The sequence below is a fragment of the Halomonas sp. NyZ770 genome, from assembly GCF_020616575.1.
Lineage (GTDB): Bacteria > Pseudomonadota > Gammaproteobacteria > Pseudomonadales > Halomonadaceae > Vreelandella > Vreelandella hamiltonii.
In genome coordinates this window covers 2,765,632-2,791,238 of sequence record NZ_CP085143.1, presented here as the reverse complement: position 1 = coordinate 2,791,238, position 25,607 = coordinate 2,765,632, and the positions used below count along the sequence as shown (strand labels likewise).

20 protein-coding genes are annotated in these 25,607 nt (G+C 60.3%); 16 read left to right on the top strand and 4 right to left on the bottom strand.

Annotated elements, in window-relative coordinates; all coding sequences use genetic code 11:
* Window positions 1–77: 77 nt before the first annotated feature.
* Window positions 78–1,364 carry a citrate synthase gene (gene gltA / locus LG409_RS12910; protein ID WP_039176356.1) on the bottom strand — a complete coding sequence of 429 codons (1,287 nt, stop codon included), beginning with the start codon at window positions 1,362–1,364 and terminating at the stop codon, window positions 78–80.
* Between the two features lie 486 nt (window positions 1,365–1,850).
* On the opposite strand from gltA, the gene sdhC reads away from it, so the two are divergent.
* The 9 genes from sdhC to sucD all read left to right on the top strand — a co-directional run bounded on the left by sdhC (window position 1,851) and on the right by sucD (window position 13,591).
* On the top strand, window positions 1,851–2,228 hold the full coding sequence (gene sdhC / locus LG409_RS12905) for a succinate dehydrogenase, cytochrome b556 subunit (protein WP_186299111.1): 378 nt from the start codon (window positions 1,851–1,853) through the stop codon (window positions 2,226–2,228).
* Window positions 2,222–2,569: a succinate dehydrogenase, hydrophobic membrane anchor protein gene (gene sdhD / locus LG409_RS12900; RefSeq protein WP_016914532.1), complete on the top strand. Its 348-nt coding sequence runs from the start codon at window positions 2,222–2,224 to the stop codon at window positions 2,567–2,569. The genes sdhC and sdhD overlap by 7 nt, the downstream gene beginning before the upstream one ends.
* A 3-nt stretch (window positions 2,570–2,572) precedes the next feature.
* Window positions 2,573–4,345, top strand: coding sequence for a succinate dehydrogenase flavoprotein subunit (sdhA, locus tag LG409_RS12895; protein WP_016914531.1), 1,773 nt, complete (start codon window positions 2,573–2,575; stop codon window positions 4,343–4,345).
* 27 nt (window positions 4,346–4,372) lie between these two features.
* Window positions 4,373–5,083: a succinate dehydrogenase iron-sulfur subunit gene (locus tag LG409_RS12890; protein WP_016914530.1), complete on the top strand. Its 711-nt coding sequence runs from the start codon at window positions 4,373–4,375 to the stop codon at window positions 5,081–5,083.
* A gap of 333 nt (window positions 5,084–5,416) precedes the next feature.
* Window positions 5,417–8,251 (top strand): 2-oxoglutarate dehydrogenase E1 component, encoded by a 2,835-nt coding sequence (locus tag LG409_RS12885; RefSeq protein ID WP_039176946.1) that lies wholly within the window; start codon window positions 5,417–5,419, stop codon window positions 8,249–8,251.
* A gap of 38 nt (window positions 8,252–8,289) precedes the next feature.
* Window positions 8,290–9,834: a 2-oxoglutarate dehydrogenase complex dihydrolipoyllysine-residue succinyltransferase gene (odhB, locus tag LG409_RS12880; RefSeq protein ID WP_227406833.1), complete on the top strand. Its 1,545-nt coding sequence runs from the start codon at window positions 8,290–8,292 to the stop codon at window positions 9,832–9,834.
* A gap of 113 nt (window positions 9,835–9,947) precedes the next feature.
* A complete protein-coding gene (lpdA, locus tag LG409_RS12875) occupies window positions 9,948–11,387 on the top strand; it encodes a dihydrolipoyl dehydrogenase (RefSeq protein ID WP_039176345.1) in 1,440 nt (479 codons plus the stop codon).
* Window positions 11,388–11,552: 165 nt separating this feature from the next.
* Entirely contained in the window at window positions 11,553–12,719 is a 1,167-nt protein-coding gene (gene sucC / locus LG409_RS12870) for an ADP-forming succinate--CoA ligase subunit beta (RefSeq protein ID WP_016914526.1), read from the top strand.
* Entirely contained in the window at window positions 12,719–13,591 is an 873-nt protein-coding gene (gene sucD, locus LG409_RS12865) for a succinate--CoA ligase subunit alpha (RefSeq protein WP_016914525.1), read from the top strand. The genes sucC and sucD overlap by 1 nt, the downstream gene beginning before the upstream one ends.
* An 87-nt stretch (window positions 13,592–13,678) precedes the next feature.
* Here the strand turns inward: sucD and LG409_RS12860 are convergent, their stop codons facing one another.
* The 3 genes from LG409_RS12860 to LG409_RS12850 form a co-directional block, all read right to left on the bottom strand.
* Window positions 13,679–14,707, bottom strand: coding sequence for a lysylphosphatidylglycerol synthase transmembrane domain-containing protein (locus tag LG409_RS12860; RefSeq protein WP_227406832.1), 1,029 nt, complete (start codon window positions 14,705–14,707; stop codon window positions 13,679–13,681).
* Entirely contained in the window at window positions 14,685–15,803 is a 1,119-nt protein-coding gene (locus tag LG409_RS12855) for a glycosyltransferase family 4 protein (RefSeq protein ID WP_039176340.1), read from the bottom strand. Before LG409_RS12855 ends, LG409_RS12860 begins: the two co-directional genes overlap by 23 nt.
* Window positions 15,804–15,946: 143 nt before the next feature.
* A complete protein-coding gene (locus LG409_RS12850; protein ID WP_227408123.1) occupies window positions 15,947–17,887 on the bottom strand; it encodes an exoribonuclease II in 1,941 nt (646 codons plus the stop codon).
* A 171-nt stretch (window positions 17,888–18,058) separates the two neighbouring features.
* Between LG409_RS12850 and LG409_RS12845 the strand changes: the two genes are divergently transcribed.
* The 7 genes from LG409_RS12845 (at window position 18,059) to LG409_RS12815 (ending at window position 25,597) form a co-directional block, all read left to right on the top strand.
* Window positions 18,059–18,862, top strand: coding sequence for a Cof-type HAD-IIB family hydrolase (locus LG409_RS12845; protein WP_039176336.1), 804 nt, complete (start codon window positions 18,059–18,061; stop codon window positions 18,860–18,862).
* 95 nt (window positions 18,863–18,957) lie between these two features.
* Window positions 18,958–19,674 carry a response regulator gene (locus LG409_RS12840; RefSeq protein WP_227406831.1) on the top strand — a complete coding sequence of 239 codons (717 nt, stop codon included), beginning with the start codon at window positions 18,958–18,960 and terminating at the stop codon, window positions 19,672–19,674.
* Between the two features lie 53 nt (window positions 19,675–19,727).
* The gene (locus LG409_RS12835; protein ID WP_227408122.1) at window positions 19,728–21,131 is read left to right on the top strand and encodes a sensor histidine kinase; all 1,404 of its coding nucleotides are present in this window, start codon (window positions 19,728–19,730) and stop codon (window positions 21,129–21,131) included.
* Between the two features lie 168 nt (window positions 21,132–21,299).
* A complete protein-coding gene (locus LG409_RS12830) occupies window positions 21,300–22,574 on the top strand; it encodes an ABC transporter substrate-binding protein (protein ID WP_227406830.1) in 1,275 nt (424 codons plus the stop codon).
* A 96-nt stretch (window positions 22,575–22,670) separates the two neighbouring features.
* Window positions 22,671–23,585, top strand: coding sequence for a carbohydrate ABC transporter permease (locus LG409_RS12825; protein WP_016914519.1), 915 nt, complete (start codon window positions 22,671–22,673; stop codon window positions 23,583–23,585).
* Entirely contained in the window at window positions 23,578–24,456 is an 879-nt protein-coding gene (locus LG409_RS12820) for a carbohydrate ABC transporter permease (RefSeq protein ID WP_039176323.1), read from the top strand. The genes LG409_RS12825 and LG409_RS12820 overlap by 8 nt, the downstream gene beginning before the upstream one ends.
* A 19-nt stretch (window positions 24,457–24,475) precedes the next feature.
* A complete protein-coding gene (locus tag LG409_RS12815; protein WP_227406829.1) occupies window positions 24,476–25,597 on the top strand; it encodes an ABC transporter ATP-binding protein in 1,122 nt (373 codons plus the stop codon).
* Window positions 25,598–25,607: the final 10 nt, after the last annotated feature.

Below are 25,607 nucleotides of genomic sequence, written 5' to 3'. Positions count from 1 at the left end.
GAAGGGGTAGGCTGCACGCAAAAGGCCACCCGTGGGTGGCCTTTGTGTCGTTCAGTCATCGCCGTACAAGCCGCCGATTACTTCTTGGGGTAGTCACGCTGGTCATGACCAATGTAAAGCTGGCGCGGACGACCGATCTTGTAGCTTTCGCTGAGCATTTCGTGCCAATGGGAGATCCAGCCAATGGTACGGGATACCGCGAAAATCACGGTAAACATGTTGGTCGGAATGCCCATGGCCTTGAGGATGATGCCGGAGTAGAAGTCGACGTTCGGGTACAGCTTGCGCTCGATGAAGTATTCGTCTTCGAGAGCGATCTGCTCCAGGCGCTTGGCGATCTTCAGCTGCGGGTCATCTGCCAGGCCCAGCTCGGCCAGTACTTCGTCGCAGGTCTCTTTCATGACCTTGGCGCGCGGGTCGAAGTTGCGGTAAACGCGGTGGCCGAAGCCCATCAGCTTGAACGGGTCGTTCTTGTCTTTTGCCTTGTCCACGAAGCGCTGAATGTTCTCTTCGGAATCGTCGCCGATTTCGTCGAGCATGTTCAGCACGGCTTCGTTGGCGCCGCCGTGTGCCGGGCCCCAGAGTGCCGCGATGCCCGCACTGATACAGGCAAACGGGTTGGCGCCGGTAGAGCCTGCCAGGCGTACGGTGGAGGTGGAGGCGTTCTGCTCATGGTCCGCATGCAGCATGAAGATGCGATCCATGGCTTTGGCGTACACCGGGTTGATCTTGTACTCCTCGCAAGGGTTGCTGAACATCATGTAGAGGAAGTTCTCTGCATAGCTCAGGTCGTTGCGCGGGTAGTTGAAGGGTTGGCCAACGTTGTACTTGTGCGACATGGCGGCCAGGGTAGGCATTTTGGCAATCAGGCGAATCGCGCTGATGACGCGGTCTTCTTCCTGAGTGATGTCCATGTGGTCATGGTAGAACGCTGCCAGACCACCGACCACGCCACACAGGATCGACATCGGGTGTGCGTCGCGACGGAAGCCCTTGAAGAAGTTGTTGATCTGGTCATGCACCATGGTGTGATTGCGAATGCGCGATTCGAAATCGGTGTACTGCTCTTTTGTGGGCAGTTCACCAAACAGCAGGGTGTAGCACACTTCGACGAAGTTGGATTCTTTTGCCAGCTGGTCGATGGGGTAGCCGCGGTGCAGCAGTACGCCCTTGCCGCCATCGATGTAGGTGATTGCGGACTGGCAGGAAGAGGTGGCCATGAAGCCGGGGTCGTAGGTAAACAGGCCTTCGGCGCCCAGGCCGCGTACGTCGATGACGTCGGGGCCAAGTGTGCCGGAATACATGGGTAGTTCGATCGTCTTGTCGAGACCGTCTACCGTCAATGTCGCTTTCCTGTCAGCCATGATGGCCTCCTTTCGAGTTCGGTTTGGGACGTAAAGTCGTTGTTTCGCATGCCGCGCCGGCGAAAAGGCTTGCCCACTATAGAAGTGTGCGACATTTTGTCAATTAGCCTAAATGCTAGACATGCTTATACAGGATGTGTTGTTTTGGATAATAATTGTATATGATTGGTCGGGATCTATAGTACCGAAGTGACAGAGGATTGACGATACGTTAACAGGCTTATCAAACCGTCCATCTAATGTCACTATAACCATGCTGCATCGCAAAATCGACTCAGACCATTGGCTATTTTCTTGCACCATGGTCGAGTTAAGTCTGAGATCGGTTTGTCAGCAGGGGCTAAGGTTCTTATAATCCACGGCGCGCGACCGGCAGGTAGGTGGTCGTGCCCGACTTGGCAACGGCCGAGCCCCTTCCAGCAACCACCGCCCGCTCGGGTTATGCCCGACCGTCGCTGAGCGGGCCAAGAGAGTGTGTATAACGCCGTGAATAGCAAACGACCCGTAAACCTAGACCTGACTACGATACATTTCCCACTGCCAGCGCTGACGTCGATTACGCACCGTATCACCGGCGTGATCCTGTTCGTCGGCCTGATTTTCGCTTTCTGGGCGCTGGGCAAATCCCTGTCATCTCCGGCTGGCTTTGACGCTGTCAGCAACGCCCTGGCGAACAACGTCTTCGCCAAGTTCGTTGCTTGGGGCCTGCTGTCTGCCCTGGCATTCCACTTCGTGGCAGGCATCAAGCACCTGCTCATGGATGCCAACATTGGCGTTACCCTGGAGGGTGGCGTGAAAAAAGCACAGGCTACGGTCGTAGTCAGTGCGGTTCTGATTATTCTGGCAGGAGTTTGGGTATGGTAACCAACATCACGAGTTTTGGCCGTAGCGGTTTGTCCGATTGGTTGATGCAGCGAGTATCTGCGGTCATCCTGGCCCTTTACACGGTCTTCATCGTCGCCTACCTGCTGTTTAACCCGAACCTGGATTACTACACCTGGAGCGGGCTGTTCGAGCAAACCTGGATGCGTATTTTCTCGCTGCTGGCCTTCATTTCCATTGCAGCGCACGCCTGGATCGGTTTGTGGACAGTCACTACCGATTACCTCAAGTCCACTCGCCTGCGCGTGGGTGCCCAGACGCTGATCATTCTGGCCATCTTCGTATACCTGGTGTGGGGCATCCAAATCCTGTGGGGAGCTTGATCTATGTCTAACCTTCGTAGCCTGACGTTTGACGCCATCATTGTGGGTGGCGGTGGCTCTGGCCTGCGTGCCGCTCTTGAACTGGCCAAGTCCGGTAAAAAGACAGCGGTACTGTCCAAAGTGTTCCCGACACGCTCCCACACGGTTTCTGCTCAGGGCGGTATCACCTGTGCGATTGCCTCTGCCGACCCGAACGACGACTGGCGCTGGCACATGTATGACACCGTCAAGGGCGGCGACTATATCGCTGACCAGGACGCTGCCGAGTACATGTGTTCAGAAGGCCCCAAGGCCGTCTTCGAACTCGAGCACATGGGCCTGCCGTTCTCGCGTTTCGACAATGGCCGCATCTATCAGCGTCCGTTCGGTGGTCAGTCCAAGAACTTTGGTGAAGGTGGTCAGGCCGCACGTACCTGCGCCGCCGCCGACCGTACCGGTCACGCGCTGCTGCACACCCTGTACCAGAACAACCTGAAGAATAACACCACGTTCCTGAACGAGTGGTACGCGGTGGATCTGGTCAAGAACGCCAACGGTGACGTGGTGGGCTGTATCGCCATGTGTATCGAAACCGGCGAAGTGGTGCACGTCAAGTCGAAAGCCACCGTGCTGGCGACCGGCGGTGCCGGACGCATCTACGCGTCGACCACCAACGCCCTGATCAACACGGGTGACGGCATCGGCATGGCGCTGCGCGCTGGTTTCCCGATGCAGGACATGGAAATGTGGCAGTTCCACCCGACCGGTATCTACGGTGCGGGCACGCTGGTCACCGAAGGTTGCCGTGGTGAAGGTGGTTACCTGGTCAACAAGGATGGCGAGCGTTTCATGGAGCGCTATGCGCCCAACGCCAAAGACCTGGCGGGCCGTGACGTTGTGGCGCGTTCCATGGTCATGGAAATCCTCGAAGGCCGCGGCTGTGGCGAGAAGGGCGACCACGTGTTCCTGAAGCTGGATCACCTGGGCGAAGAAGTACTTGGCAAGCGTCTGCCCGGCATCGTCGAGCTCTCCAAGACCTTTGCTCACGTCGACCCGGCCAAGGACCCGATTCCGGTCGTACCGACCTGCCACTACATGATGGGCGGTATCCCGACCAACATTCATGGTCAGGCGATCACCCAGGACGAGAGCGGCAACGACAAGATCGTCAACGGTCTGTTCGCGTGTGGCGAAGCTGCCTGTGTATCGGTACACGGTGCCAACCGTCTGGGCGGCAACTCGCTGCTGGATCTGGTGGTCTTCGGTCGCGCTGCGGGCATGTTCATCGAAGGCGCGCTGAACGAAGGTATCGAATATCTGGATGCCTCCGAGTCGGACATCGAAACCGCCATGAAGCGCATCACTCGCTGGAACGAATCTGAAGGCGGTGAAAGCATTCCTGAGCTCAAGGCCGAGCTGCAAAGCATCATGCAGAACTCTTTCGGTGTATTCCGTGAAGAGAAAAACATGCAGGAAGGTGTCAAACAGCTGGCGGAACTGCGTGGCCGCATCGACAATGCGCACCTGCCGGACAAGTCCAACGCCTTCAACACTGCCCGTGTCGAAGCGCTGGAGCTGGACAACCTGATGGAAGTGGCAGAAGCAACGGCGATTGCTGCCCTTGAGCGTAAAGAGAGCCGTGGTGCCCACTCGCGCTACGACTACCCCGACCGTGATGATGTCAACTGGCTGAAACACTCGCTCTACTTCCCGGCTAGCAAAGAGCTGAAGAAGCGCGACGTCAACTTCAAGCCGAAAACAGTCGATACGTTCGAGCCGAAGGTTCGCACCTACTAATCTCCGCACCGACGAGAGGGAGACACCATGTCAAATCTTCAGGTATCCGTGTATCGCTACAACCCGGAAACCGACTCCGCGCCCTACATGCAGGAGTTCCAGGTCGATACCAAAGGTCGCGATCTGATGGTGCTGGATGTACTGCACCTGATGAAAGAGCAGGACAGTGGCCTGGCCTATCGCCGCAGCTGCCGTGAAGGCGTGTGCGGCTCCGATGGCATGAACATGAACGGCAAGAACGGCCTGGCGTGCATCACGCCGCTGTCGGACGTCGTGAAAAACAACAAGCTGACTCTGCGTCCGTTGCCTGGCCTGCCGGTCATCCGTGATATGGTCGTGGACATGGGCTTGTTCTACAAGCAGTACGAGCGCATCCAGCCGTATCTGCAAAACGACACGCCAGCGCCCGCCATCGAGCGTCTGCAGTCGCCAGAAGAGCGCGACAAGCTGGACGGCCTGTACGAGTGTATCCTGTGTGCCTGCTGCTCCACGTCCTGCCCGTCGTTCTGGTGGAACCCGGACAAGTTCGTGGGCCCGGCGGGTCTGCTGCAGTCATACCGCTTCCTGGCCGACAGTCGCGATACCGCCACGCGTGAGCGTCTGACCAGCCTGGAAGACCCGTTCTCGGTATTCCGTTGCCGCGGCATCATGAACTGCGTGGCGGTATGCCCGAAAGGTCTGAATCCGACTCGTGCAATTGGTAAAATTCGTGAAATGTTGCTCGCAGATGCGACGTAACTCATTAATCCTGTGAAAAAAAAGCGACTACCACGTAAGTTGCATCACAAAGCTACTTAAATCGTGGCGCTTCGCTTGTTATCATAGGGGCTGTCATGGTGCGGCGACGCGCCGCACCATGGATCAGCCAAGTTTAAAAGCCGGTGCGACGAGTACCGGCTTTTGAGCATGAACTGGTAATGAAACGCGTCATCATACGTGTATGAACAAGGGCTACCGGCCTCAGGTCGGCGCCGCCGGCAAACGTCCCGCCCCGCCGGCAGGGCAATAGCGATGTCGTTGCACGCATGCAGCGATGCCGATACCACCCCATCAGTGCAGGGTGACCGAGAGATGCAACAAGGCATAATGGAGTTGATGTGGCGTTCCTCTCACGTTAGTGGTGGCAATGTCCACTACGTGGAAGCGCTTTACGAGCAGTACCTCGCCGATCCTGATTCTGTCTCAGACGAGTGGCGCAGCTATTTCGATCAGTTGCCGCGTGCTGAAGGCAGTGCCTCCCACGATGTTCCACTAAGCCCCATTCGTGATCAGTTCTACCAGCTTGGCCGTGAAAGTCGCCCAGGCCGGGTAGTCGCCGCGTCCGACAGCGGTGAAAACAAAAAGCAGGTCAAAGTCCTGCAGCTGATCAACGCGTATCGCTTCCGTGGCCATCAAAAGGCCAATATCGACCCGCTTGGTCTGCGTAATCCCACCCCCGTCCCCGACCTCGACCTGTCATTCCATCAGCTGTCCAAAGCTGATCTTGATACCGAGTTCCAGACAGGTTCTTTCTTCCTGGGTATTGATAAAGCACCGCTGCGCGAGATCGTCGACGCGCTGGAGCAGACCTACTGCCGCTCCATCGGCTGCGAAATCATGCACATCGTGGATACCGAAGAGAAGCGCTGGCTGCAGCGTCGTTTCGAATCGGTACGCAGCGCGCCCAAGTTCAGCGATGACGTGCGCAAGCACGTATTGGAGCGCCTGACGGCTGCGGAAGGTCTGGAAAACTACCTGGCCTCCAAGTACCCGGGTACCAAGCGCTTCGGCCTGGAAGGTGGCGAGTCGTTCGTACCGATGATGGACGAACTGATTCAGCGCGCCGGTGGCTACGGCACCAAGGAAGTCGTGATCGGCATGGCCCACCGTGGCCGCTTGAATCTGCTGGTCAACATCCTGGGCAAGAACCCTGCGGATCTGATCGACGAATTCGATGGCAAGAAAGTCATCGAGCGTGGTTCTGGTGACGTGAAATACCACCAGGGCTTCAGCTCCAACGTCATGTCGCCTGGTGGCGAAGTCCACCTGGCCATGTCGTTCAACCCGTCGCATCTCGAAATCGTCGCGCCGGTGGTGGAAGGCTCGGTTCGTGCCCGCCAGGATCGCCGCAACGACGCTGACGGAAGCAAAGTGCTGCCGATCAACGTTCATGGCGATGCTGCCTTCGCGGGGCAGGGTGTGGTCATGGAAACATTCCAGATGTCCCAGACCCGCGCCTACAAGACCGGTGGTACGGTACACATCGTCATCAACAACCAGGTGGGGTTCACGACCTCCAACCCGGCCGATGCACGCTCCACCGAATACTGTACTGACATTGCCAAGATGGTTCAGGCGCCGATTTTCCACGTCAACGGCGATGATCCGGACGCGGTCATTCACGCCACCCAAGTGGCCCTGGATTACCGTCAGCAGTTCAAGAAAGACGTCGTCATCGACCTGGTATGCTACCGCCGTCGCGGCCATAACGAGGCCGACGAGCCATCGGGCACCCAGCCGCTGATGTACGCCAAGATCAAGGACCACCCCTCCTCACGCACGCTGTATGCGCAGCGCCTGATCGAGCAGGGCGTACTGTCCGAAGACGACGCCAAAGCCATGGTGGAAACCTACCGCGATGATCTCGTGGCAGGCAATCACGTGGCCAACGCGCTGGTTCAGGAACCCAACAAGTCGCTGTTCGTCGACTGGGCTCCCTACCTGGGCCATGAGTGGACCGGCAATGCCGACACCACCTTCGACATGAAACGCCTGCAACAGCTGGCGGCGAAGATGTGTGAGATCCCCGACGGTGTCGAAGTACAGCGTCAGGTCGCCAAGATCTATGAAGACCGCCGCAAGATGCAGGCGGGCGGCATGGGGCTCAACTGGGGCTTCGCCGAAACGCTGGCCTATGCCACGCTGCTGGATCAAGGCCACCCGATCCGGATTACCGGTCAGGACGTTGGCCGTGGCACGTTCTCGCATCGTCATGCGGTGGTGCACAACCAGAAAGACGCGACGACCTACGTGCCGCTGCAGAACATGGCCGATGGTCAGCCCCGCTTCACCATCCACGACTCCTTCCTGTCGGAAGAAGCCGTGCTGGCGTTCGAGTATGGCTACTCCACCACGGCTCCCAACGATCTGGTGATCTGGGAAGCGCAGTTCGGTGACTTCTTCAACGGTGCCCAGGTCGTGGTCGACCAGTTCATATCCTCTGGTGAGACCAAGTGGGGCCGCCTGTGCGGCTTGACCATGCTGCTGCCCCATGGCTACGAAGGCCAGGGCCCCGAGCACTCTTCGGCACGCCTTGAGCGCTTCTTGCAGCTGTGCGCCGAGCACAACATGCAAGTGTGCGTACCGACGACGCCTGCCCAGATTTTCCATCTGCTGCGCCGTCAGGTGATTCGCCCGCTGCGCAAGCCGCTGGTGGTCATGTCGCCCAAGTCGCTGCTGCGCCACAAGGAAGCCGTGTCCAGTCTCGAAGATCTGGCCCATGGCAAGTTCCACATGGTGCTGCCCGACCAGGGCAACCTGGATGCCGAGAAAGTCACTCGTGTGATCATGTGCGCTGGCAAGGTCTACTATGATCTGGCCAACTGGCGTGCTGAGAACGAGCGTGACGATACGATCATCCTTCGTCTTGAGCAGCTTTACCCCTTCCCGAAAGAAGAGCTTCTGGAAGTGCTCCAGGCATATGCCAATGTGGAAGACATCGTCTGGTGTCAGGAAGAGCCGCTGAATCAGGGCGCCTGGTACTCCAGTCAGCACCACATGCGTGCCGTGGCCGACCTGTTGAAAGACGGCCTGGGTCGTGAGTTGAAATTCGCAGGGCGTCCTGCCTCGGCTGCTCCGGCAGCGGGCTACATGTCCGTCCACACTGAACAGCAGCGCCAGCTGGTGGAAGACGCTTTTAATATTTAAGCGTCCGCCAGGCTTAGAGAACATATAAGGGAAACGACATGGCTACTGATATCAAAGCGCCAACCTTTCCGGAATCCGTTGCCGAAGGCACCGTGGCCGCGTGGCACAAGAAGCCGGGTGACAGCGTCGAACGCGACGAGCTGATCGTTGAAATCGAGACCGATAAAGTGGTGCTTGAAGTCGTCGCACCGGAAGCGGGAACCCTGACCGACGTGATGGCCGAAGAAGGCGATACCGTCGAGTCCGAGCAGGTATTGGGCAAGATCGGCGAAGCGAGCGGTGCTGGCAGCAAGAAAGAGAGTGCCGCCAGCGATGACAGCGCCGAGAAGGCCGAGTCCAAAGAAGCCGCCAAGCCAGCCGGTGGCAAGCAGCACGACGTGAAGGCGCCCAGCTTCCCTGAGTCCATTCAGGAAGGCATCGTGGCGACCTGGCACAAGAAAGTAGGCGAAGCGGTCAAGCGTGATGAAGTGCTGGCCGACATCGAAACCGACAAGGTCGTGTTGGAAGTCGTGGCGCCTGCAGATGGTGCCCTGGCGGAAATCAAGGCAGAAGAGGGCAGCCAGGTTGAGTCCGAAGCGATTCTGGCAACCTTCGTAGAAGGCGGTGGCAGTGACCAGGCCAGCGCTTCTTCTTCTAGCAGCGCTTCCAACGACGCTGACGATGAAGGCGCCGATGAGAAGGTAGGTGACAAAGTGCTGGCACCGGCTGCTCGCAAGATGGTTGCCGAGCACGATCTGGACGTTTCCAAGATCGAAGGTACCGGCAAAGGCGGTCGCATTCTGAAAGAAGACGTTCAGAAAGCCGTCAAGGATGGTTCGGCCAAGAAAGCTGCCAAGTCCTCTGCGCCGGCCAAGGCTGCGGCGGCTCCGGCGGTGGCGGGTGAGCGCGAAGAGAAGCGCGTACCGATGACCCGTCTGCGCCAGACCATCGCCAAGCGCCTGGTTCAGGCACAGCAGACCGCGGCGATGCTGACCACGTACAACGAAGTGGACATGACGGAAATCATGGCCCTGCGTGCCCAGTACAAGGACACTTTCCAGAAGACCCACGATGTCAAACTGGGCTTCATGGGCTTCTTTGTAAAAGCCGCTTCCGAAGCGCTCAAGCGCTTCCCGGACGTCAATGCCTCCATCGACGGCACCGACATCGTCTACCACGGTTATCAGGATATCGGTGTCGCCGTCTCCACCGACCGTGGCCTGGTGGTACCGGTACTGCGTGATACCGACAGCATGAAGATCGCTGACGTCGAGCGCAGCATCGTCGATTTCGGCAAGCGTGGCCGTGACGGCAAGCTGGGCATGGACGACATGATCGGTGGTACCTTCACCATCACCAACGGTGGCACCTTCGGTTCACTGATGTCGACGCCGATCATCAACCCGCCGCAGACCGCTATCCTGGGCATGCACAAGATTCAGGATCGCCCCATGGCGGTGAATGGCAAGGTCGAGATTCGCCCGATGATGTATCTGGCGCTCTCCTACGACCACCGCATGATCGACGGTAAAGATGCGGTAAGATTCCTGGTGACTATCAAAGAGCTGCTGGAAGACCCGGCTCGCTTGCTGCTGGACGTATAACGAAGCGCGTTGATCCGCCTTCGCTGTTGATGAAACGTTCTCTGCAATCGCACTTTGCCTCCTGCCCGGTTTAGATCAACTCGGGAGGGGGCAACCAAGCTAAAGGAGCCAACATGGCTGACAAGTTTGATGTGATCGTTATCGGTGCTGGCCCTGGTGGCTACGTAGCGGCTATCCGCGCTGCGCAGCTGGGCCTGAAAACCGCCTGTGTTGAAAAATGGATTGGCAAGGAAGGCAAGGTCGTCCACGGCGGCACCTGCTTGAACGTAGGCTGTATCCCGTCCAAAGCGTTGCTTGAAGCGTCGCACAAGTTCGTTGAAGCCAAGCACGATTTCGACGACATGGGTATCGAAGCCGGTGACGTCACCATGGACGTCAAGAAAATGATGGCCCGCAAGGACAAGATCGTTAAGAACTTGACCGGCGGCATCTCTGGCCTGTTCAAGGCCAACGGCGTGACCGCCATCGAAGGTACCGGCAAGGTCGTATCTGGCAAGCAGGTCGAAGTCACCGATCTGGACGGCAACACCACCGCCTACGACGCCGACAGCATCGTCATCGCGGCAGGCTCCGTGCCGGTGGAAATTCCGCCCACGCCGCTGACCGAAGGCCTGATCGTCGACTCTACCGGCGCACTGGAATTCCAGGAAACGCCCAAGCGCCTTGGCGTGATCGGCGCTGGTGTCATCGGCCTGGAGCTGGGCAGCGTCTGGAACCGTCTGGGTTCTGAAGTCACCGTTCTGGAAGCGATGGACTCCTTCCTGCCGATGGTCGACACCACGATTGCCAAAGAGACTCAGAAACTGCTCAAGAAGCAGGGCCTGGATATCAAACTGGGCGCCCGTGTGACCGGCTCCGAGACCAACGGTGAAGAAGTCATCGTCAAGTACACCGATGCTGACGGCGAGCAGGAAATCACCTTCGACAAGCTGATCGTATGTGTCGGCCGTCGTCCTTATACCAAAGGCGTTGTGGCCGATGGCGTGGGCGTCGAGCTGGACGAGCGTGGCTTCATCTTCGTGGACGACCAGTGCCGTACCAACGTGCCGGGCGTTTACGCGATTGGCGACTGTGTTCGTGGCCCGATGCTGGCCCACAAGGCCTCTGAAGAGGGCATCATGGTGGCGGACATCATCGCCGGTCACAAGGCCGAGATGAACTACGACACCATCCCCAGCGTCATTTATACCTTCCCGGAAGTAGCCTGGGTCGGCATGACCGAGCAGGACGCCAAGGCCAAGGGTATCGAAGTCAAGACCGGTAGCTTCCCCTTCGCAGCCAGCGGCCGTGCCATGGCCAACAACGCCACCGAAGGCAGCGCCAAGATCATTGCCGATGCGGAAACCGACCGTATTCTCGGTATGCACATCGTGGGTCAGCACGCCGGTGAGATGATCGCCCAGGGCGTGATCGCCATGGAATTCGGCTCCAGCGCCGAAGACCTGGCATTGACCTGCTACGCGCACCCGACCATGTCGGAAGCCGTGCACGAAGCTGCTCTTGCGGTAGAAGGCCATGCGATTCATATGGCGAACCGTAAGAAGCGCAAGTAATTCGCTAAGCAACAACCAAGCGCCACCGTCAGGTGGCGCAACACTTTCAGCCCCGCGCGGTAATGTGCTGGCCACTGAAAGTACGGGGATGGTCAGGGCGGTACAGATACACTGTCACGCCAGCTGATCATCGTTCGAGTCACATGCAACCAATGGCATGAATCGATGAACCTTCACGAGTATCAAGGTAAACAGCTGTTTGCCGATTATGGTCTGCCAGTGTCCAAAGGCTTTGCCGTGGACACTCCCGAAGAAGCAGTAGAAGCGTGCAAAAAGATCGGCGGCGACATGTGGGTCGTCAAAGCCCAGGTTCACGCTGGCGGCCGCGGTAAAGCGGGCGGCGTCAAGCTGATCAAGGACCCGGCAGAAGCCAAAACCTTCGCCGAGCAGTGGCTGGGCAAGAACCTGGTCACTTACCAGACTGACGAAAAAGGTCAGCCGGTTGCCAAGATTCTGGTAGAGACCTGCACCAACATCGCCGACGAGCTGTACCTGGGCGCGGTCGTTGACCGTACCACTCGTCGCGTCGTGTTCATGGCCTCCACCGAAGGCGGTGTCGAGATCGAAACCGTCGCCGAAGAGACGCCGGAAAAGATCCTCAAGGCCGAAATCGATCCGCTGGTCGGCGCACAGCCCTACCAGGCGCGTGAGCTGGCGTTCGCGCTGGGTTTGGAAGGCGATCAGGTGAAGCAGTTCACCAAGATCTTCCTGGGTCTCTCCAAGCTGTTCCACGACAAGGATCTGGCGCTGCTCGAGATCAACCCGCTGGTGATCACCGACGAAGGCAACCTGCACTGCCTGGACGCCAAACTGGGCCTCGACAGCAACGCCCTGTACCGTCACCCGGACCTGCAGGCGATGCGCGATCCTTCCCAGGAAGATCAGCGTGAAGCCGACGCCGCGAAGTGGGAACTGAACTACGTGGCCCTCGACGGTAACATCGGTTGCATGGTCAACGGCGCTGGCCTGGCCATGGGCACCATGGACATCGTCAACCTGAGCGGCGGCAAGCCGGCCAACTTCCTGGACGTTGGCGGCGGCGCGACCAAAGAGCGCGTAGCCGAAGCGTTCAAGATCATCCTGTCTGACGACAACGTCAAGGCCGTTCTGGTGAACATCTTCGGCGGTATCGTTCGTTGCGACATGATTGCCGAAGGCATCATCGGTGCCGTTGAGCAAGTCGGCGTCAACGTGCCGGTCGTCGTTCGCCTGGAAGGTAACAACGCTGAATTGGGCGCTGAGAAGCTGGCGTCCAGCGGTCTGAACATCATCGCTGCTACCAGTCTGACCGACGCGGCTCAGCAGGTTGTCAAAGCAGCGGAGGGCAAGTAATGAGTATCCTGATCGATAAGAACACCAAGGTCATCTGCCAAGGGTTCACCGGTGGCCAGGGCACGTTCCACTCCGAACAGGCGATTGCCTATGGCACGCAAATGGTCGGCGGTGTTACGCCGGGCAAAGGCGGCCAGACGCACCTGGGCCTGCCCGTGTTCAACACCGTGAAAGAAGCGGTCGAGAAAACCGGCGCAGAAGCCAGCGTGATCTACGTACCGGCAGCGTTCTGCAAAGACTCGATCCTTGAAGCGGCCAACGCTGGCATCAAGCTGATCGTGTGCATCACCGAAGGTATCGCGACCCTCGACATGCTCGAAGCGAAAGTAAAATGCGACGAGCTGGGCGTACGTCTGATCGGCCCGAACTGCCCCGGCGTGATCACCCCGGGCGAATGTAAAATCGGCATCATGCCGGGTCACATTCACCAGCCGGGTAAAGTGGGCATCGTATCGCGTTCCGGTACTCTGACCTACGAAGCGGTCAAGCAGACCACTGACCACGGTTTCGGCCAGTCTACCTGTGTCGGCATCGGTGGTGACCCGATTCCGGGCTCCAACTTCATCGACATCCTGGAGATGTTCGAGAAGGACCCGAAAACCGAAGCGATCGTGATGATCGGTGAAATCGGCGGCACCGCTGAAGAAGAAGCCGCGGCCTACATCAAGGCCAACGTTTCCAAGCCGGTGGTTTCCTACATTGCCGGTGTGACAGCACCTCCTGGCAAGCGTATGGGCCATGCAGGCGCCATCATCTCTGGCGGTAAAGGTACTGCCGACGAGAAATTTGCTGCCCTGGAAGACGCCGGTGTCAAAACCGTACGCTCCTTGGCGCAAATTGGCGATGCACTGAAAGAAGTGACCGGCTGGTAAGCCGCGTACTTTTTCAGAGCGCTAAAAAAGGGCACCTTCGGGTGCCCTTTTTGCGTTTTATGAAGGCTGTCGGAGTATTGGAGTGGGTCAACCCTGGCGCAATAGGCGAGTGCTGTAGAGCAGTAGCAGCGGTGCTCCGGCAGCAAGATAAAGGTGGTAGCTGATGAGCCGCCACACCAATACGGCGGCCGCGGCCTGCTCACGTTCCATCAAGGGTAGCAGCAGGCTTCCCACCCCCACTTCAGCAGCCCCGGCACCGCCAGGAAGAAAGCTGAACTGGCTGGCAGCCATGGCCAGCATCTGGGTTAGAAAGGTCCAAAGCCAATCGGCATGCCCGCCGATGCCAATCACCGCCAGATAGAGCAAGCTGTAGCGCAGCAGCCAGTGCATGGCCGTCAGCACCAGCATGGCTGCCAGCGTGGCGTTAGGTAGTGCCAGTGTGATACGCAGCGCGTAGCGGCAGCGCAACAGTCGCCGGACCAGCCAGCGCCTGCGGCCAGGGCGGAGCCATGCCAACACTCCGATCAGCCATTGACGACGAGTCCGCAGCAACTTGGGTAGGTAGCTCATCATCAGCGAGACACCTACCGCTAACAGCACGAGTCCTAGTAGCGAAAGCTGAATCAACCCTTGGTGCGGCCATTGGGCGTTACCGAAAACTGATATTGCCACCAAGCCACTGAGCATCACCAGAAAGAACAACAGGTCGCACCCCTGGTCGATGAGGAACACCGCTGCGCCTTTTGAGGGAGAAAATCCCCGCTGGGCAAGTAGCAGCAGCAAGGTGGCCGGGCCGCCGCTGCCGCCGGGCGTTGCGCATAGTGCGCACTTGGCAGCCAGTTCAATGCCCAGCGCACCACGCTGACCAAGCTGACCAGCACGGCCGTTGAGCATCAGGCGCAGACGGGTGGCGTTCAAATTCCAGCATAGCGCCGCCATGGCGAACATGAGCAGCAGCAGGCCCAGAGGGAACTGCGCTACGTGTTCGAATGCCTGTCTGCCTCCTGCAAGCGACGTCAGTACCAGCGGTGCCACCAGAGCCGCTAGCAGTAGCACACCGTGAAGCGAGCGAAAGCGCAGCAGTCGTTGAGGTTTAGCGACGGAGGGCGAGGGCATGGGGCTGTTCGAGTCCACAGAGGTCGACATAGTGTGTGAGCAGCGAGCCAATCACGCTATCCCAGCTGAACTGACGCTCCACATAGTGGCGTGCGAAGCGTCCGCTGGCGACAATGTCATTGCGAAACAGCGCGGAACAGGCGTCCGCCATCGCGGCTGGGTCAAGTGGCTGGCAGAGCACCCCGGCTCCAAGCGGTACGTTTTCCATCAGTGCGCCCGCCCGGGCGCCAATCACTGGTATGCCACTGGCCATTGCTTCCTGTGCCACCAGTCCAAAGGTTTCCCGAGTCCCCGCATGCAGCATCGCATCGCTGCTGGCAAGCGCCCTGGCGACCTCATGGCTTCCGCAGCAACGGTTCACCACCGTGACATTCCTTGGCACTTGGGTGGGCATTCCAGGGCCCATCAACAGCAGATGGTAGTCGCTGCCAAGTGCTCGCATGGTGGCTAGCAGCACATCGATATTTTTTTCCCGAGAGAAGCGGCCAACAAAAATCAGCAGCTTCTTATTCTCAGGAATGCTCATGGCTGCTCGAAAGTCGGGGTCGCGTCGAGAGGGATGGAACTGCTCCAGATCGACCCCTAGTGACTGCACGCGTACGTTGGGAACACCCCATTCAGTCAGGCGTTCAGCCATGGCGTGGCACGGCGCCAGCACGCTATCAAAACGCTGGTAAAGGTCCACCACATAGCGAACCAGCCGCTGACGAACATGGCGGCCAAATCGGTCACCCATCAAGTGAGGTAAGTCAGAGTGGTAGAACCCCACGACTGGCACGCCCAAGTGTTGGCCAGCTTCCAGCGCTGCCCAGGCGGTGACGTAAGGGTCGCCTGCTTCGATCAACGTGGGGGAGAGATTGATCAGCGCATCTTGCCAAGGGCGACGGCGGACTGGAAATCGATAGCCTTGGCCAAGAGGTAGATGCAGCGCTGGCAACGTATGGTGATCCCCTAAGCTATCACGCTCAGCTCCAGGCACCAGCAGGCTTGTGCGCAGGCCTGCTGTTCGGGAGAGCACGCGATGCTTGGCCTGCAAGTAGGTGCGAACCCCGCCACTTGCTGGGGCGTGGAACATGGTCACATCGGTGATATGCAAGGTAACCTCCGAGCCACATAAGGGTCAAAGAATCACCTTAGGGAAGAAATACGTCAATTCTGCGACAATATCCTGGCGCGGTAGAAATAAAAACGCCACGGACGAACCGTGGCGTTAGCAGACGCTGGGCTGCAAATGAGTGATTAAACAGCGGGTTTCGCCACCAGCGAGCGGGTCTCTTCACGGGCTTCCGTGAGCGAGACACGCAGGCTGTCGCCCAGTTTGAAGCGCTCTTCGCCTTCGATCTGAATGCGGCCCTCTTTATCGTCGATCACCACCTTGTCGCGGTCGCTATGCATCAAGGGGGCTGGCACGAAGGCCGTGGCGCCGTTTTCGATCAGACGCACCCGCATGCCGCCACGATTGATGGCCATGATTTCGGCCTCGAAGGTATCCTGGTTCTGTGCTGCCGGGGTCAGGTAGCGAACGTAGAGCCAATCTTTCACGTCACGCTCGGCCATACGGTTCAGGCGGCGGCGTTCGGTGAGCTGCTCGGTGAGCTGCTGGCTGGCCTCTGCCGGGGCCTGTTCACCCTTGAGCACGCGCTTGATCAAGCGGTGGTTGACCATATCGCCATACTTGCGGATCGGCGAGGTCCACGTGGCGTAGGCGGGCAGCCCCAGGCCGAAATGTGGGCCAGGCTGGGCCGACATGCTGGTGAAGCCCTGGAAACGGCGCAGGCGGGCATCCAGCCAGGCGTCGTCACGGCTTTCCAGTGCGCGCTTGAGCTCTTTGTAGTGCGCCAGCTCGGTCAGTGCTTCCTGGGCCACGTCGATCTCCTGACTGGCGAGGAACTCCTGGGCCGCTTCGGCTTTTTCGGGCTCGAAGGCGCGGTGCACGTTGAAGATGCCGTGGCCGATATGGCTGGCCAGGAAGTCTGCACAGCAGGCGTTGGCCGCAATCATCGACTCTTCGATCATGCGGTTGGCGATGCGCCGGTCTTCGGTACGCACGCCCAGCACGTTGCCTGCTTCGTCCAGATCGAACACGTAATCCGGACGGTCCTTGAACACCAGCGCGTGCTCGTTGCGCCAGGCGGTGCGGGCTTCCGTCATGGCCTGCAGCGCTTTGAGCTGCTCGGCAATCTCTTCGGCCGGTGCCCAGTCGCCCTGGCCTTCGATCCAGTCAGAGACGCGCTCGTACACCAGCTTGGCGTGGGAGGTCACGTTGGCGGCAAAGAAGCGGTAGTCGCCCAGGCTGCCGTCGGCGTTGATGTCCAGCGTACACGCCAGGGCCGGGCGCTCCTGGCCTTCCCACAGCGAGCACAGGTCATCGGCCAGCTGCTCCGGCAGCATGGTGACGTTCTGGCCTGGCAGGTAAACCGTGAAGGCACGCACACGCGCTTCCAGGTCGGCCGCGTGCTCCTCATCCACATACGCCGTGGGGTCGGCAATGGCCACGCTCAGCTGCCAGCCGCCTTCCGGACGCGCCACCACGTGCAGGGCATCGTCCATATCGCGGGTCTTCTCACCATCGATGGTGAAGAAGGGGCGTTGCGTCAGGTCTTCCCGAGTCAGGCCCTCATCGCGCAGCGGCCAGTCGCTACCGGCATCCGGGCACTCCTGCTCCAGCGCGTGGCGCGCCAGGGTGACACGCCACGGCACGGCGGGGTTGTTGACCTTGGCGACCAGCTCGTCGATTTGGGCAAAGAAGCCGCGATCGTTCTCCTTGAGCGGGTGACGCACCAGACGCGCCACGACCCAGTCGCCGTCGCCAATGCTGTCTTCGTCCAGGCTGTTCTTGATGCGGGCTTTCAGCACATTGCGAATCGAGGGGTGATCGGGCACCACTGCCAGGCGGCCTTCGCGCTTTTGCACGCGGGCGATGAAGCGGTCCAGGCCCGCTTCGATCAGCTTCTCCGGCTCGACGGATTTTTTGTCGCCGTTCTCATGAATCACGGCTTCGACGCGGTCGCCGTGGAGCACCTGCTTCATGGCAGGCGGCGGCACGAAATAGGATTCGCCGCTGTCGGTTTCAAGAAACCCGAAGCCTTTTTCGGTGGCTTTGATCACCCCTTCGGCGCGGGGAGTGGTTTCACGGATCTGTTGCTTGAGCTGGGCAAGCAGGGAGTTATTTTGAAGCATGTGTTCGATCAGTTGGCGAGAGTAGGGTGCCACTATACGGATTCCCGTTGGCCGCGCCAATCGTTGCCCTTGGGTAAGTCACGCCCGCTCAGGCGGGTCAATGACTTACCCGCTTGCGGATGAATCGGTTAAGCTGAGGCTCACTTCATGCGCCACGCCCAAGGAGCCTGTATGACCCCACGCCTGATTGTTTCCGACCTGGACGGTACGCTGCTGGGTAGCGACCACCGGTTACACGACAGCACGGTAGACGTACTGCGCGCCCTGGTGCAACAGGGGCACCATGTGGCGCTGGCCTCGGGCCGTCACTACCACGACATGCGGGTGTTTCGTGAGGAACTGGCCATTCCGGCCCATTTGATCAGCACCAACGGTGCTTACACCCACGCCCCGGATGACCGCTTGATCAGCGCGTCTCACCTGGCACCTGAACATGCACACACTTTGATTCATCTGCCCAGGCCCCCGCAGGTGCGCCTGAGCCTGTATCGAGATGATGGCTGGCATGTCGATGCCGAAGCGCCGCACCTGCTGTCGCTGCACGCCTCCACCGGGTTCACCTATGACGTGGTGCCACCCGAACAGATGGACCGCCACGGGGTGGGCAAGGTGCTCTATCTGGGTGACCCCCAGGCGCTGGCCGAGCTGGAGGCCCAGGCCCACGCGGCACACGGTGAGGGGCTGCACATCACCTACTCCACGGTGGACTCACTGGAGATCATGGCGGGCGGGGTGAACAAGGGCGTTGCGCTGGCGGCGCTGCTGGAGTCATTGGGCCTCACCGCCGCCGACTGTCTCGCCTTTGGCGACAACCTCAACGACACCGAGATGCTGACCCTGGCCGGGGAGGCGCAGGTCATGGCCAACGCCCACCCGGCGCTGTTCGATCGTGTGCCCGATGCCCGGCGCATTGGCCATCACGGGGAAGCGGCGGTGGCCCAGTGGTTGGCTGAGCGTTTCGGGCTGTCGGGTTAGCTCTGCCACCTTAGTCGAGAGCCGCTTGCGGTAGCGACAGCGCTCCACCATCATCTAGCCCCTAAAACGATAACAACCCAGGGGCGCTTTCCACGATGACAACCACGCCTGCGACCTTGATGGTGGTCGATGATGACCCGGAAATCCGTGAGCTGCTGGCGGATTATCTGGGGCGCCACGGTTATCGGGTGTTCACGGCCGAAGGAGCGCAGGCGCTCTATCAGCAGCTTGCCGAGCAGACGCCGGATTTACTGATCGTCGATGTCATGATGCCAGGGGATGATGGCTTTACCATCTGTCGCGAGTTGCGCAAGCACAGCGACCTGCCGATCATCATGCTCACCGCCAGTGCGGACGATACCGACCGTATTCTGGGGCTGGAGCTAGGCGCCGACGACTATCTTGGCAAGCCCTTCAACCCCCGTGAGCTGCTGGCGCGTATCAAGGCCGTGCTGCGTCGAAGCCGCACGGCAGTGAGCCCTCAGGAGGCTCGCTGGGTGCGCTTTGGCGAGTGGCAGCTGGACCGGATGACCCGTGAGCTGGTGGACCAGGCGGGCGAGCGTACGGCTCTGTCAGGGGCCGATTTCCAGCTGCTTCAGGTATTTCTGGAACGTCCCGCCCAAGTCATTACCCGTGACGACCTGTACGCCTTGACTCGGGGCCGAGACGCCCCGCCTCTGGACCGTTCCATCGACGTGCACGTGTGTCGGCTACGCCAGCGGCTGGGTGAAGATGCCCAGCATTCGCAGCTGATTCGTACGGTGCGCGGGGCGGGCTACGTGTTGACCGCTCAGGTAGACACCGCCCTGTGAAGCGCTGGCGACGCTGGCTGCCTGCCAGCCTGCGCGGTCGTTTCGTGATCATCATGATTGCAGGAGTACTGGCCGCCCAGGTGGCCAGCTACGCGATCTGGACCTCGCAAATGCGCGCTAGCCAGCTGGAGCAGCTCGATGAGCTCTCCAGTAACATGGCCTTCAGCATTGCGTCCACCATGCGCTTTTTTCGTTCGCTGCCGGTGGACTATCGCCATATCGTGCTCGACCAGCTGCGCAACATGGGAGGCACGCGCTTTTTTGTCAGCGTCAACCAGCGGCGCATCCCCGTGGAGGACATTGGCAGCGGCCCCGAAAAAGCGGTGGTGGTGAACAATGTCCACACGATCCTCACCCAGCAACTGTCGATCGACGATGTCGTGGTGGAGTTCTCCCGCCCCGAGACCCTGCGGGTATTCAATAATGAAGTGCTGCTCTACGACTTGCCGCCGCGCTGGGGCCAGCACAGCCTGCTGATGGAGCCGCTGTCGCCGCCCATTCTGGTGGTGCAACTGGAGCTGGCCCCGGATACCTGGCTCTACGTGGCGACCCTGCTGGGCGTACCGGACATTTTCAGCGGTTACCGCTGGCTCTCTGAAGAGCGTCTGCTGGCGGGGCTGGTGGTACTACTGACCGTGCTGGCGCTGTCGCTGTTGGGCATCACCAGCGTGACCCGGCCATTGGCAAGGCTGTCGCGTGCAGCCCGTCGGCTGGGCGATGATCTGGACAGCCCGCCGCTGAGAGAGAGCGGCCCCAGAGAGGTGGCGGCCACCGCTGTTGCCTTCAACCGCATGCAGCGGCGTATTCGTGAGCAGGTAGAAGAGCGCGAACGGCTCTTTTCGGCGATTTCCCACGACCTGAAAACGCCCATCACCCGGCTGCGCTTGCGGGCCGAGATGCTCGATGACCCGCAGCAGCGAGAGCGCTTCTGCGCCTCACTGGATGAACTGGCGGAGCTGGTCAAGGGCGCGCTGGCCTCTGTGAAAGGGCTGGACCTCCACGAAGAGCCCGAACCCACTGACATGACGGCGCTTCTCGAGGCGTTGGCAGACGAGCTGCGTGTGCAGGGGAGCGACGTGCGGATCAGTGGTCAGGTGCCGCCGCTGACCGTCAAGCCGCTGGCCATGAAGCGGTGCCTGGCGAACCTGCTGGAGAATGCCGTGTTCTACGGCCAGCACGCCAACGTGGTATTGGAGGAGCAGGCGGGTGAGGTCAAGGTTCAGATTCATGATCGTGGCCCCGGTATCCCGGCGGAACAGAGGGAGCGGGTGTTCTCCCCCTTCGTACGCCTGGAAGCTTCGCGCAGCCGCCATACCGGGGGCAGTGGGCTGGGCCTGGGCATTGCGCGGCACATTGCTCGTGCCCATGGCGGCGACATTCGCTTGGCCAACCACCCCGCAGGGGGCCTCGTGGCCACCTTGACCCTGCCGCGCCAACCCACCGTGACAACCCTGTAAGCCTGACTATTACAAGGTTGTAATACTATGCAGGATTCGGTAACTCCCGTTGTGACGTAGGGTGACGTACTCTGCCATGAGCCGCTGCCTGCCAGTTGGGTTGTGCAGGTGGCGCGGCACTCTGTGTTCTTCATGACACCTCATAACAACAACAGCAGGAGCTATCTCATGCGTATTCCCTCACCCGTCTTCAAAAAATCTGCCCTCGCGCTGGCCCTGGCGGCTGGAACGGCCATGGCAAGTACTGCCCAGGCCAGCGAGGTGGAAGTGCTGCACTGGTGGACCTCCGGCGGTGAAGCCCGCGCCGCCAACGTGCTCAAGGAGCTGCTCGAAGCCGAAGGCTATGGCTGGCAGGATTTCGCCGTGGCCGGGGGCGGCGGTGAAACCGCCATGACGGTGCTGAAGTCTCGGGCCATGTCGGGCAATCCGCCGTCGGCTGCACAAATCAAAGGGCCGGAAATTCAAGAGTGGGGCGAGCTTGGCCTGCTGGGTGACTTGAACGACGTTGCTGAGGCCGAAGGCTGGAACGACCTGCTGCCGGGCATCGTGGCCGATATCATGCGTTACGACGGCCAGTACGTGGCCGTCCCCGCCAACGTGCATCGGGTCAACTGGCTGTGGGCCAACCCGGACGTGCTGGAGGCCGCAGGTGTCGAGATGCCCACCACGCTGGAAGAACTGTTTGCTGCCGGAGAAGCAATCCGTGAAGCGGGCTTCGTGCCGCTGGCCCATGGCGGCCAGGCGTGGCAGGACGCCACCGTGTTCGAAAGCGTAGTGCTGGGCAGCCAGGGCACCGAGTTTTATCAGCAGGCGCTGGTGGAGCTGGACCCGGAAGCCCTGGGGGGCGAGCAGATGGTTGCCGCGCTGGAAGATTTCAAACGCCTGCGTAGCCTGATGGATGAAGGCATGCCGGGGCGCGACTGGAACATTGCCACGGCCATGGTGATCGAGGGAGCCGCCGGTTTTCAACTGATGGGCGATTGGGCGAAAGGCGAGTTCACCGCAGCGGGCCTGACGGCGGGAGAAGATTACCTGTGTGCTGCCGCCCCGGGTAGCGAAGACGCCTTTACCTTCAATATCGACAGCCTGGCCATGTTCCGTGTCACCGATGACGAGGAGCGGGATGCCCAGCACACGCTGGCACGGCTGGTACTGGAACCTACCTTCCAGGAAGCCTTCAACCTGGCCAAGGGGTCCATCCCCGCGCGGCCTGACCTGGACATGAGCGATTTCGACAGCTGCGCACAGCAGTCGCTGGCAGATTTCCAGCGTACTGCCGAGCAGGGCGGGCTGGTGCCCAGCATAGCCCATGGCATGGCCGTGCGTGCGGATGTGCAGGGCGCCATCTTCGATGTGGTGACCAACTACTTCAATGACGCCAACATGCCCGCCGAACAAGCCGCCCAGCGGATGGTCAGCGCCGCCCAGGCAGCGGCCTTTTGATCACGTCACCCTGACGCGAAGCGCCAAACGCGCTTGACCTTGGTGATCGGCGCCGCCGCAATGGCGGCGCCGACGGATGACGGGTGAGGAATTCCCATGACGAAACCTACTACGCGTGCCGCGTTGCCGCCTACGGCGTCCGGTCGGCTGCAGGCGTGGCTGCCGAAGCTGGTGCTGGCGCCCTCTGTCGCGGTGTCGCTGTTCTTTGTCTATGGCTTCATGCTATGGACGTTCGTGCTGTCGCTGACCAACTCACGCATGCTGCCCAGCTACCAGTTCGTCGGTTTTGGCCAGTATGCCCGGTTGATGGCCAACGAGCGCTGGTGGGTCGCTTCCACCAACCTGATGGTATTTGGCGCGCTGTTCATACTGATCTGCCTGGTGCTGGGAGCGCTGCTGGCCATTCTGCTGGACCAGAAGATTCGCCAGGAAGGCGCGCTGCGCACGGTCTATCTCTACCCCATGGCGCTGTCGTTCATCGTCACGGGGGTGGTGTGGAAGTGGCTGCTCAACCCGCAGCTGGGCATTCAAGCCATGGTGCGCAGTTGGGGCTTCGAGTCGTTTCGCTTTGACTGGATCGTGGACCCCAATATGGCCATTTACACCCTGGTGATTGCCGCCGTCTGGCAGGCCTCCGGGTTCGTGATGGCGCTGTTTCTGGCGGGGCTGCGTGGTATCGACGACAGCATCGTCAAGGCCGCCCAGCTCGATGGGGCCAGCCTGCCGCGCATCTACTGGCGGGTGGTGATGCCCTGCCTGCGTCCGGTGGTGTTCAGCGCGGTGATGATTCTGGCGCATATCGCCATCAAGAGTTTTGATCTGGTGGTGGCGCTCACCGGCGGTGGCCCGGGCTATGCAACGGACCTGCCGGCCACGTTCATGTATACCCATGCGTTCAATCGGGCGCAGATCGGGCTGGGGTCGGCCAGCGCCATGCTGATGCTGGGGGGCGTGCTGGCCATCCTGATTCCGTACCTCTACTCCGAATTGAGGAGCCGCAAACATGGCTAACGTGATTCGTCGCCAAACGCTGGGCGCGCGGCTGCTGCGCGGGGTGCTTTATGGCGTGTTGGCATTGGCGGCCCTGTTTTACATTCTGCCGCTGGTGGTCATGCTGATGACCTCCATCAAGCCACTCAGCGAAATCAGCGCAGGCACCTTGCTGTCGCTGCCGCAAAACCCGACGCTCGAACCCTGGGCCAAAGCCTGGGGCGAGGCGTGTACCGGCATGCGCTGCGAGGGCGTGGGTGGCTACTTCTGGAACTCCTTTGCCATAGTCATCCCCGCCGTGCTGATCTCCACCGCCGTGGGCGCGCTGAACGGCTATGCGTTGACCAAATGGCGCTTCAAGGGCTCTGAACTTGTCTTCGCGCTGATGCTGTTTGGCTGCTTCATTCCGTTTCAGGTGGTGCTGCTGCCCATGGCGCAAACCCTGGGCTGGCTGGGGCTTTCCAGCTCGCGGGCGGGCTTGATTCTGGTGCATGTGGTATTCGGTATCGCCTTTACCACGCTGTTTTTCCGCAACTTCTACGTGGGCATTCCCAACGAGCTGGTGTCGGCGGCCAAGCTGGACGGGGCTGGGTTCTTTCGTATTTTCTGGCGCATTCTGCTGCCGGTGTCGGCGCCGATCATCGTGGTGTCGGTGATCTGGCAGTTCACCCAGATCTGGAACGACTTCCTGTTCGGTGTGGCGTTCTCTTCCCATAACACCCAGCCGGTCACCGTGGCCTTGAACAATCTGGTCAACACCTCCACAGGCGTACGTGAATACAACGTCGACATGGCCGCCGCCATGATTGCCGCGCTACCGACGCTGGTGGTCTACGTGCTGGCGGGCAAATACTTCGTGCGTGGGCTCACGGCAGGCTCCGTAAAGGGCTAATAACAATAGGATTTTGATCATGGCAGCGTTAGAAATTCACAACGTACGCAAAGAGTTTGGCAGCGAACGGGTGCTGAAGGATGTCAGCATCTCCATCGACTCCGGCGAGTTTTTGATTCTGGTGGGGCCGTCCGGGTGTGGTAAATCCACCCTGATGAACGCCATTGCCGGGCTCGAACCCGTCACCAGCGGCAATATCTATATCGACGGCGAGGATGTCACCTGGCGGACCCCCGCCGAGCGCGATATTGCCATGGTGTTTCAATCCTACGCCCTCTACCCCAGCATGACCGTGCGCCAGAACATCAGCTTTGGCCTGGAGATGCGCAAGGTGCCCAGGGCCGAACGGGAAGCGGCCGTGGAGCGGGTGGCCGACCTGCTGCAGATTTCCCACCTGCTGGATCGCAAGCCCGCCCAGCTGTCCGGTGGCCAACGCCAGCGGGTGGCCATGGGGCGCGCGCTGGCGCGGGAGCCCAAGGTCTATCTGTTCGACGAGCCGCTCTCGAACCTGGACGCCAAGCTGCGGGTAGACATGCGGACCGAGATCAAGAAGCTGCACCAGCGCTTGGGCACCACCATCGTGTACGTCACCCACGACCAGGTAGAGGCCATGACCCTGGCCGACTGCATCGCGGTGATGCGCGATGGGCATATCTTGCAGTTGGGTAGCCCCGACGAGGTCTATAACAACCCCGTGGACATGTTCGTGGCGGGCTTCATGGGCTCGCCGTCGATGAACTTCATCCGTGCCACGCTGGTGGCGGCCGGGGAGGGTTACGCCCTGCGCATTGCCACGCCAGGGGAGGCTGATCTGCTGCTGCCGTGGCCTGCCTCTCGCCATTCGCCAGGGCTGGTTGAGCGGCTGGAGAAATCGGTCATTCTGGGCCTGCGCCCGGAGCATTTCAGCGAAGAGGACCTGCGGCTCGCCGAGCAGGCGGAAGGCACCCTGCTGGAGGCCACGGTGAGCGTGGTAGAACCTACCGGGGCAGACATTCTGCTGCGTCTGCCGTTGGGCGAGCAGGAGATCACCGTGCGGGTCGGCCCCAAGTGCCCGGTCGCACCCGGCGAGCGTTTGGCACTGCGGGTGGATATGTCCCGGGCGGTACTGTTCGATGCCGACACCGAGCAGCGGCTGGCCTGAATCGCTGCCT

What these genes read in the sequence shown, in the direction of transcription:
- gltA (WP_039176356.1), bottom strand. Translation starts at nt 1,364, where the DNA reads ATGGCTGACAGGAAAGCGACATTGACGGTAGACGGTCTCGACAAGACG.
- sdhD (WP_016914532.1), top strand. Translation starts at nt 2,222, where the DNA reads ATGGTAACCAACATCACGAGTTTTGGCCGTAGCGGTTTGTCCGATTGG.
- sdhA (WP_016914531.1), top strand. Translation starts at nt 2,573, where the DNA reads ATGTCTAACCTTCGTAGCCTGACGTTTGACGCCATCATTGTGGGTGGC.
- LG409_RS12890 (WP_016914530.1), top strand. Translation starts at nt 4,373, where the DNA reads ATGTCAAATCTTCAGGTATCCGTGTATCGCTACAACCCGGAAACCGAC.
- LG409_RS12885 (WP_039176946.1), top strand. Translation starts at nt 5,417, where the DNA reads ATGCAACAAGGCATAATGGAGTTGATGTGGCGTTCCTCTCACGTTAGT.
- odhB (WP_227406833.1), top strand. Translation starts at nt 8,290, where the DNA reads ATGGCTACTGATATCAAAGCGCCAACCTTTCCGGAATCCGTTGCCGAA.
- lpdA (WP_039176345.1), top strand. Translation starts at nt 9,948, where the DNA reads ATGGCTGACAAGTTTGATGTGATCGTTATCGGTGCTGGCCCTGGTGGC.
- sucC (WP_016914526.1), top strand. Translation starts at nt 11,553, where the DNA reads ATGAACCTTCACGAGTATCAAGGTAAACAGCTGTTTGCCGATTATGGT.
- sucD (WP_016914525.1), top strand. Translation starts at nt 12,719, where the DNA reads ATGAGTATCCTGATCGATAAGAACACCAAGGTCATCTGCCAAGGGTTC.
- LG409_RS12860 (WP_227406832.1), bottom strand. Translation starts at nt 14,707, where the DNA reads ATGCCCTCGCCCTCCGTCGCTAAACCTCAACGACTGCTGCGCTTTCGC.
- LG409_RS12850 (WP_227408123.1), bottom strand. Translation starts at nt 17,887, where the DNA reads ATGCTTCAAAATAACTCCCTGCTTGCCCAGCTCAAGCAACAGATCCGT.
- LG409_RS12845 (WP_039176336.1), top strand. Translation starts at nt 18,059, where the DNA reads ATGACCCCACGCCTGATTGTTTCCGACCTGGACGGTACGCTGCTGGGT.
- LG409_RS12840 (WP_227406831.1), top strand. Translation starts at nt 18,958, where the DNA reads ATGACAACCACGCCTGCGACCTTGATGGTGGTCGATGATGACCCGGAA.
- LG409_RS12835 (WP_227408122.1), top strand. Translation starts at nt 19,728, where the DNA reads ATGATTGCAGGAGTACTGGCCGCCCAGGTGGCCAGCTACGCGATCTGG.
- LG409_RS12830 (WP_227406830.1), top strand. Translation starts at nt 21,300, where the DNA reads ATGCGTATTCCCTCACCCGTCTTCAAAAAATCTGCCCTCGCGCTGGCC.
- LG409_RS12825 (WP_016914519.1), top strand. Translation starts at nt 22,671, where the DNA reads ATGACGAAACCTACTACGCGTGCCGCGTTGCCGCCTACGGCGTCCGGT.
- LG409_RS12820 (WP_039176323.1), top strand. Translation starts at nt 23,578, where the DNA reads ATGGCTAACGTGATTCGTCGCCAAACGCTGGGCGCGCGGCTGCTGCGC.
- LG409_RS12815 (WP_227406829.1), top strand. Translation starts at nt 24,476, where the DNA reads ATGGCAGCGTTAGAAATTCACAACGTACGCAAAGAGTTTGGCAGCGAA.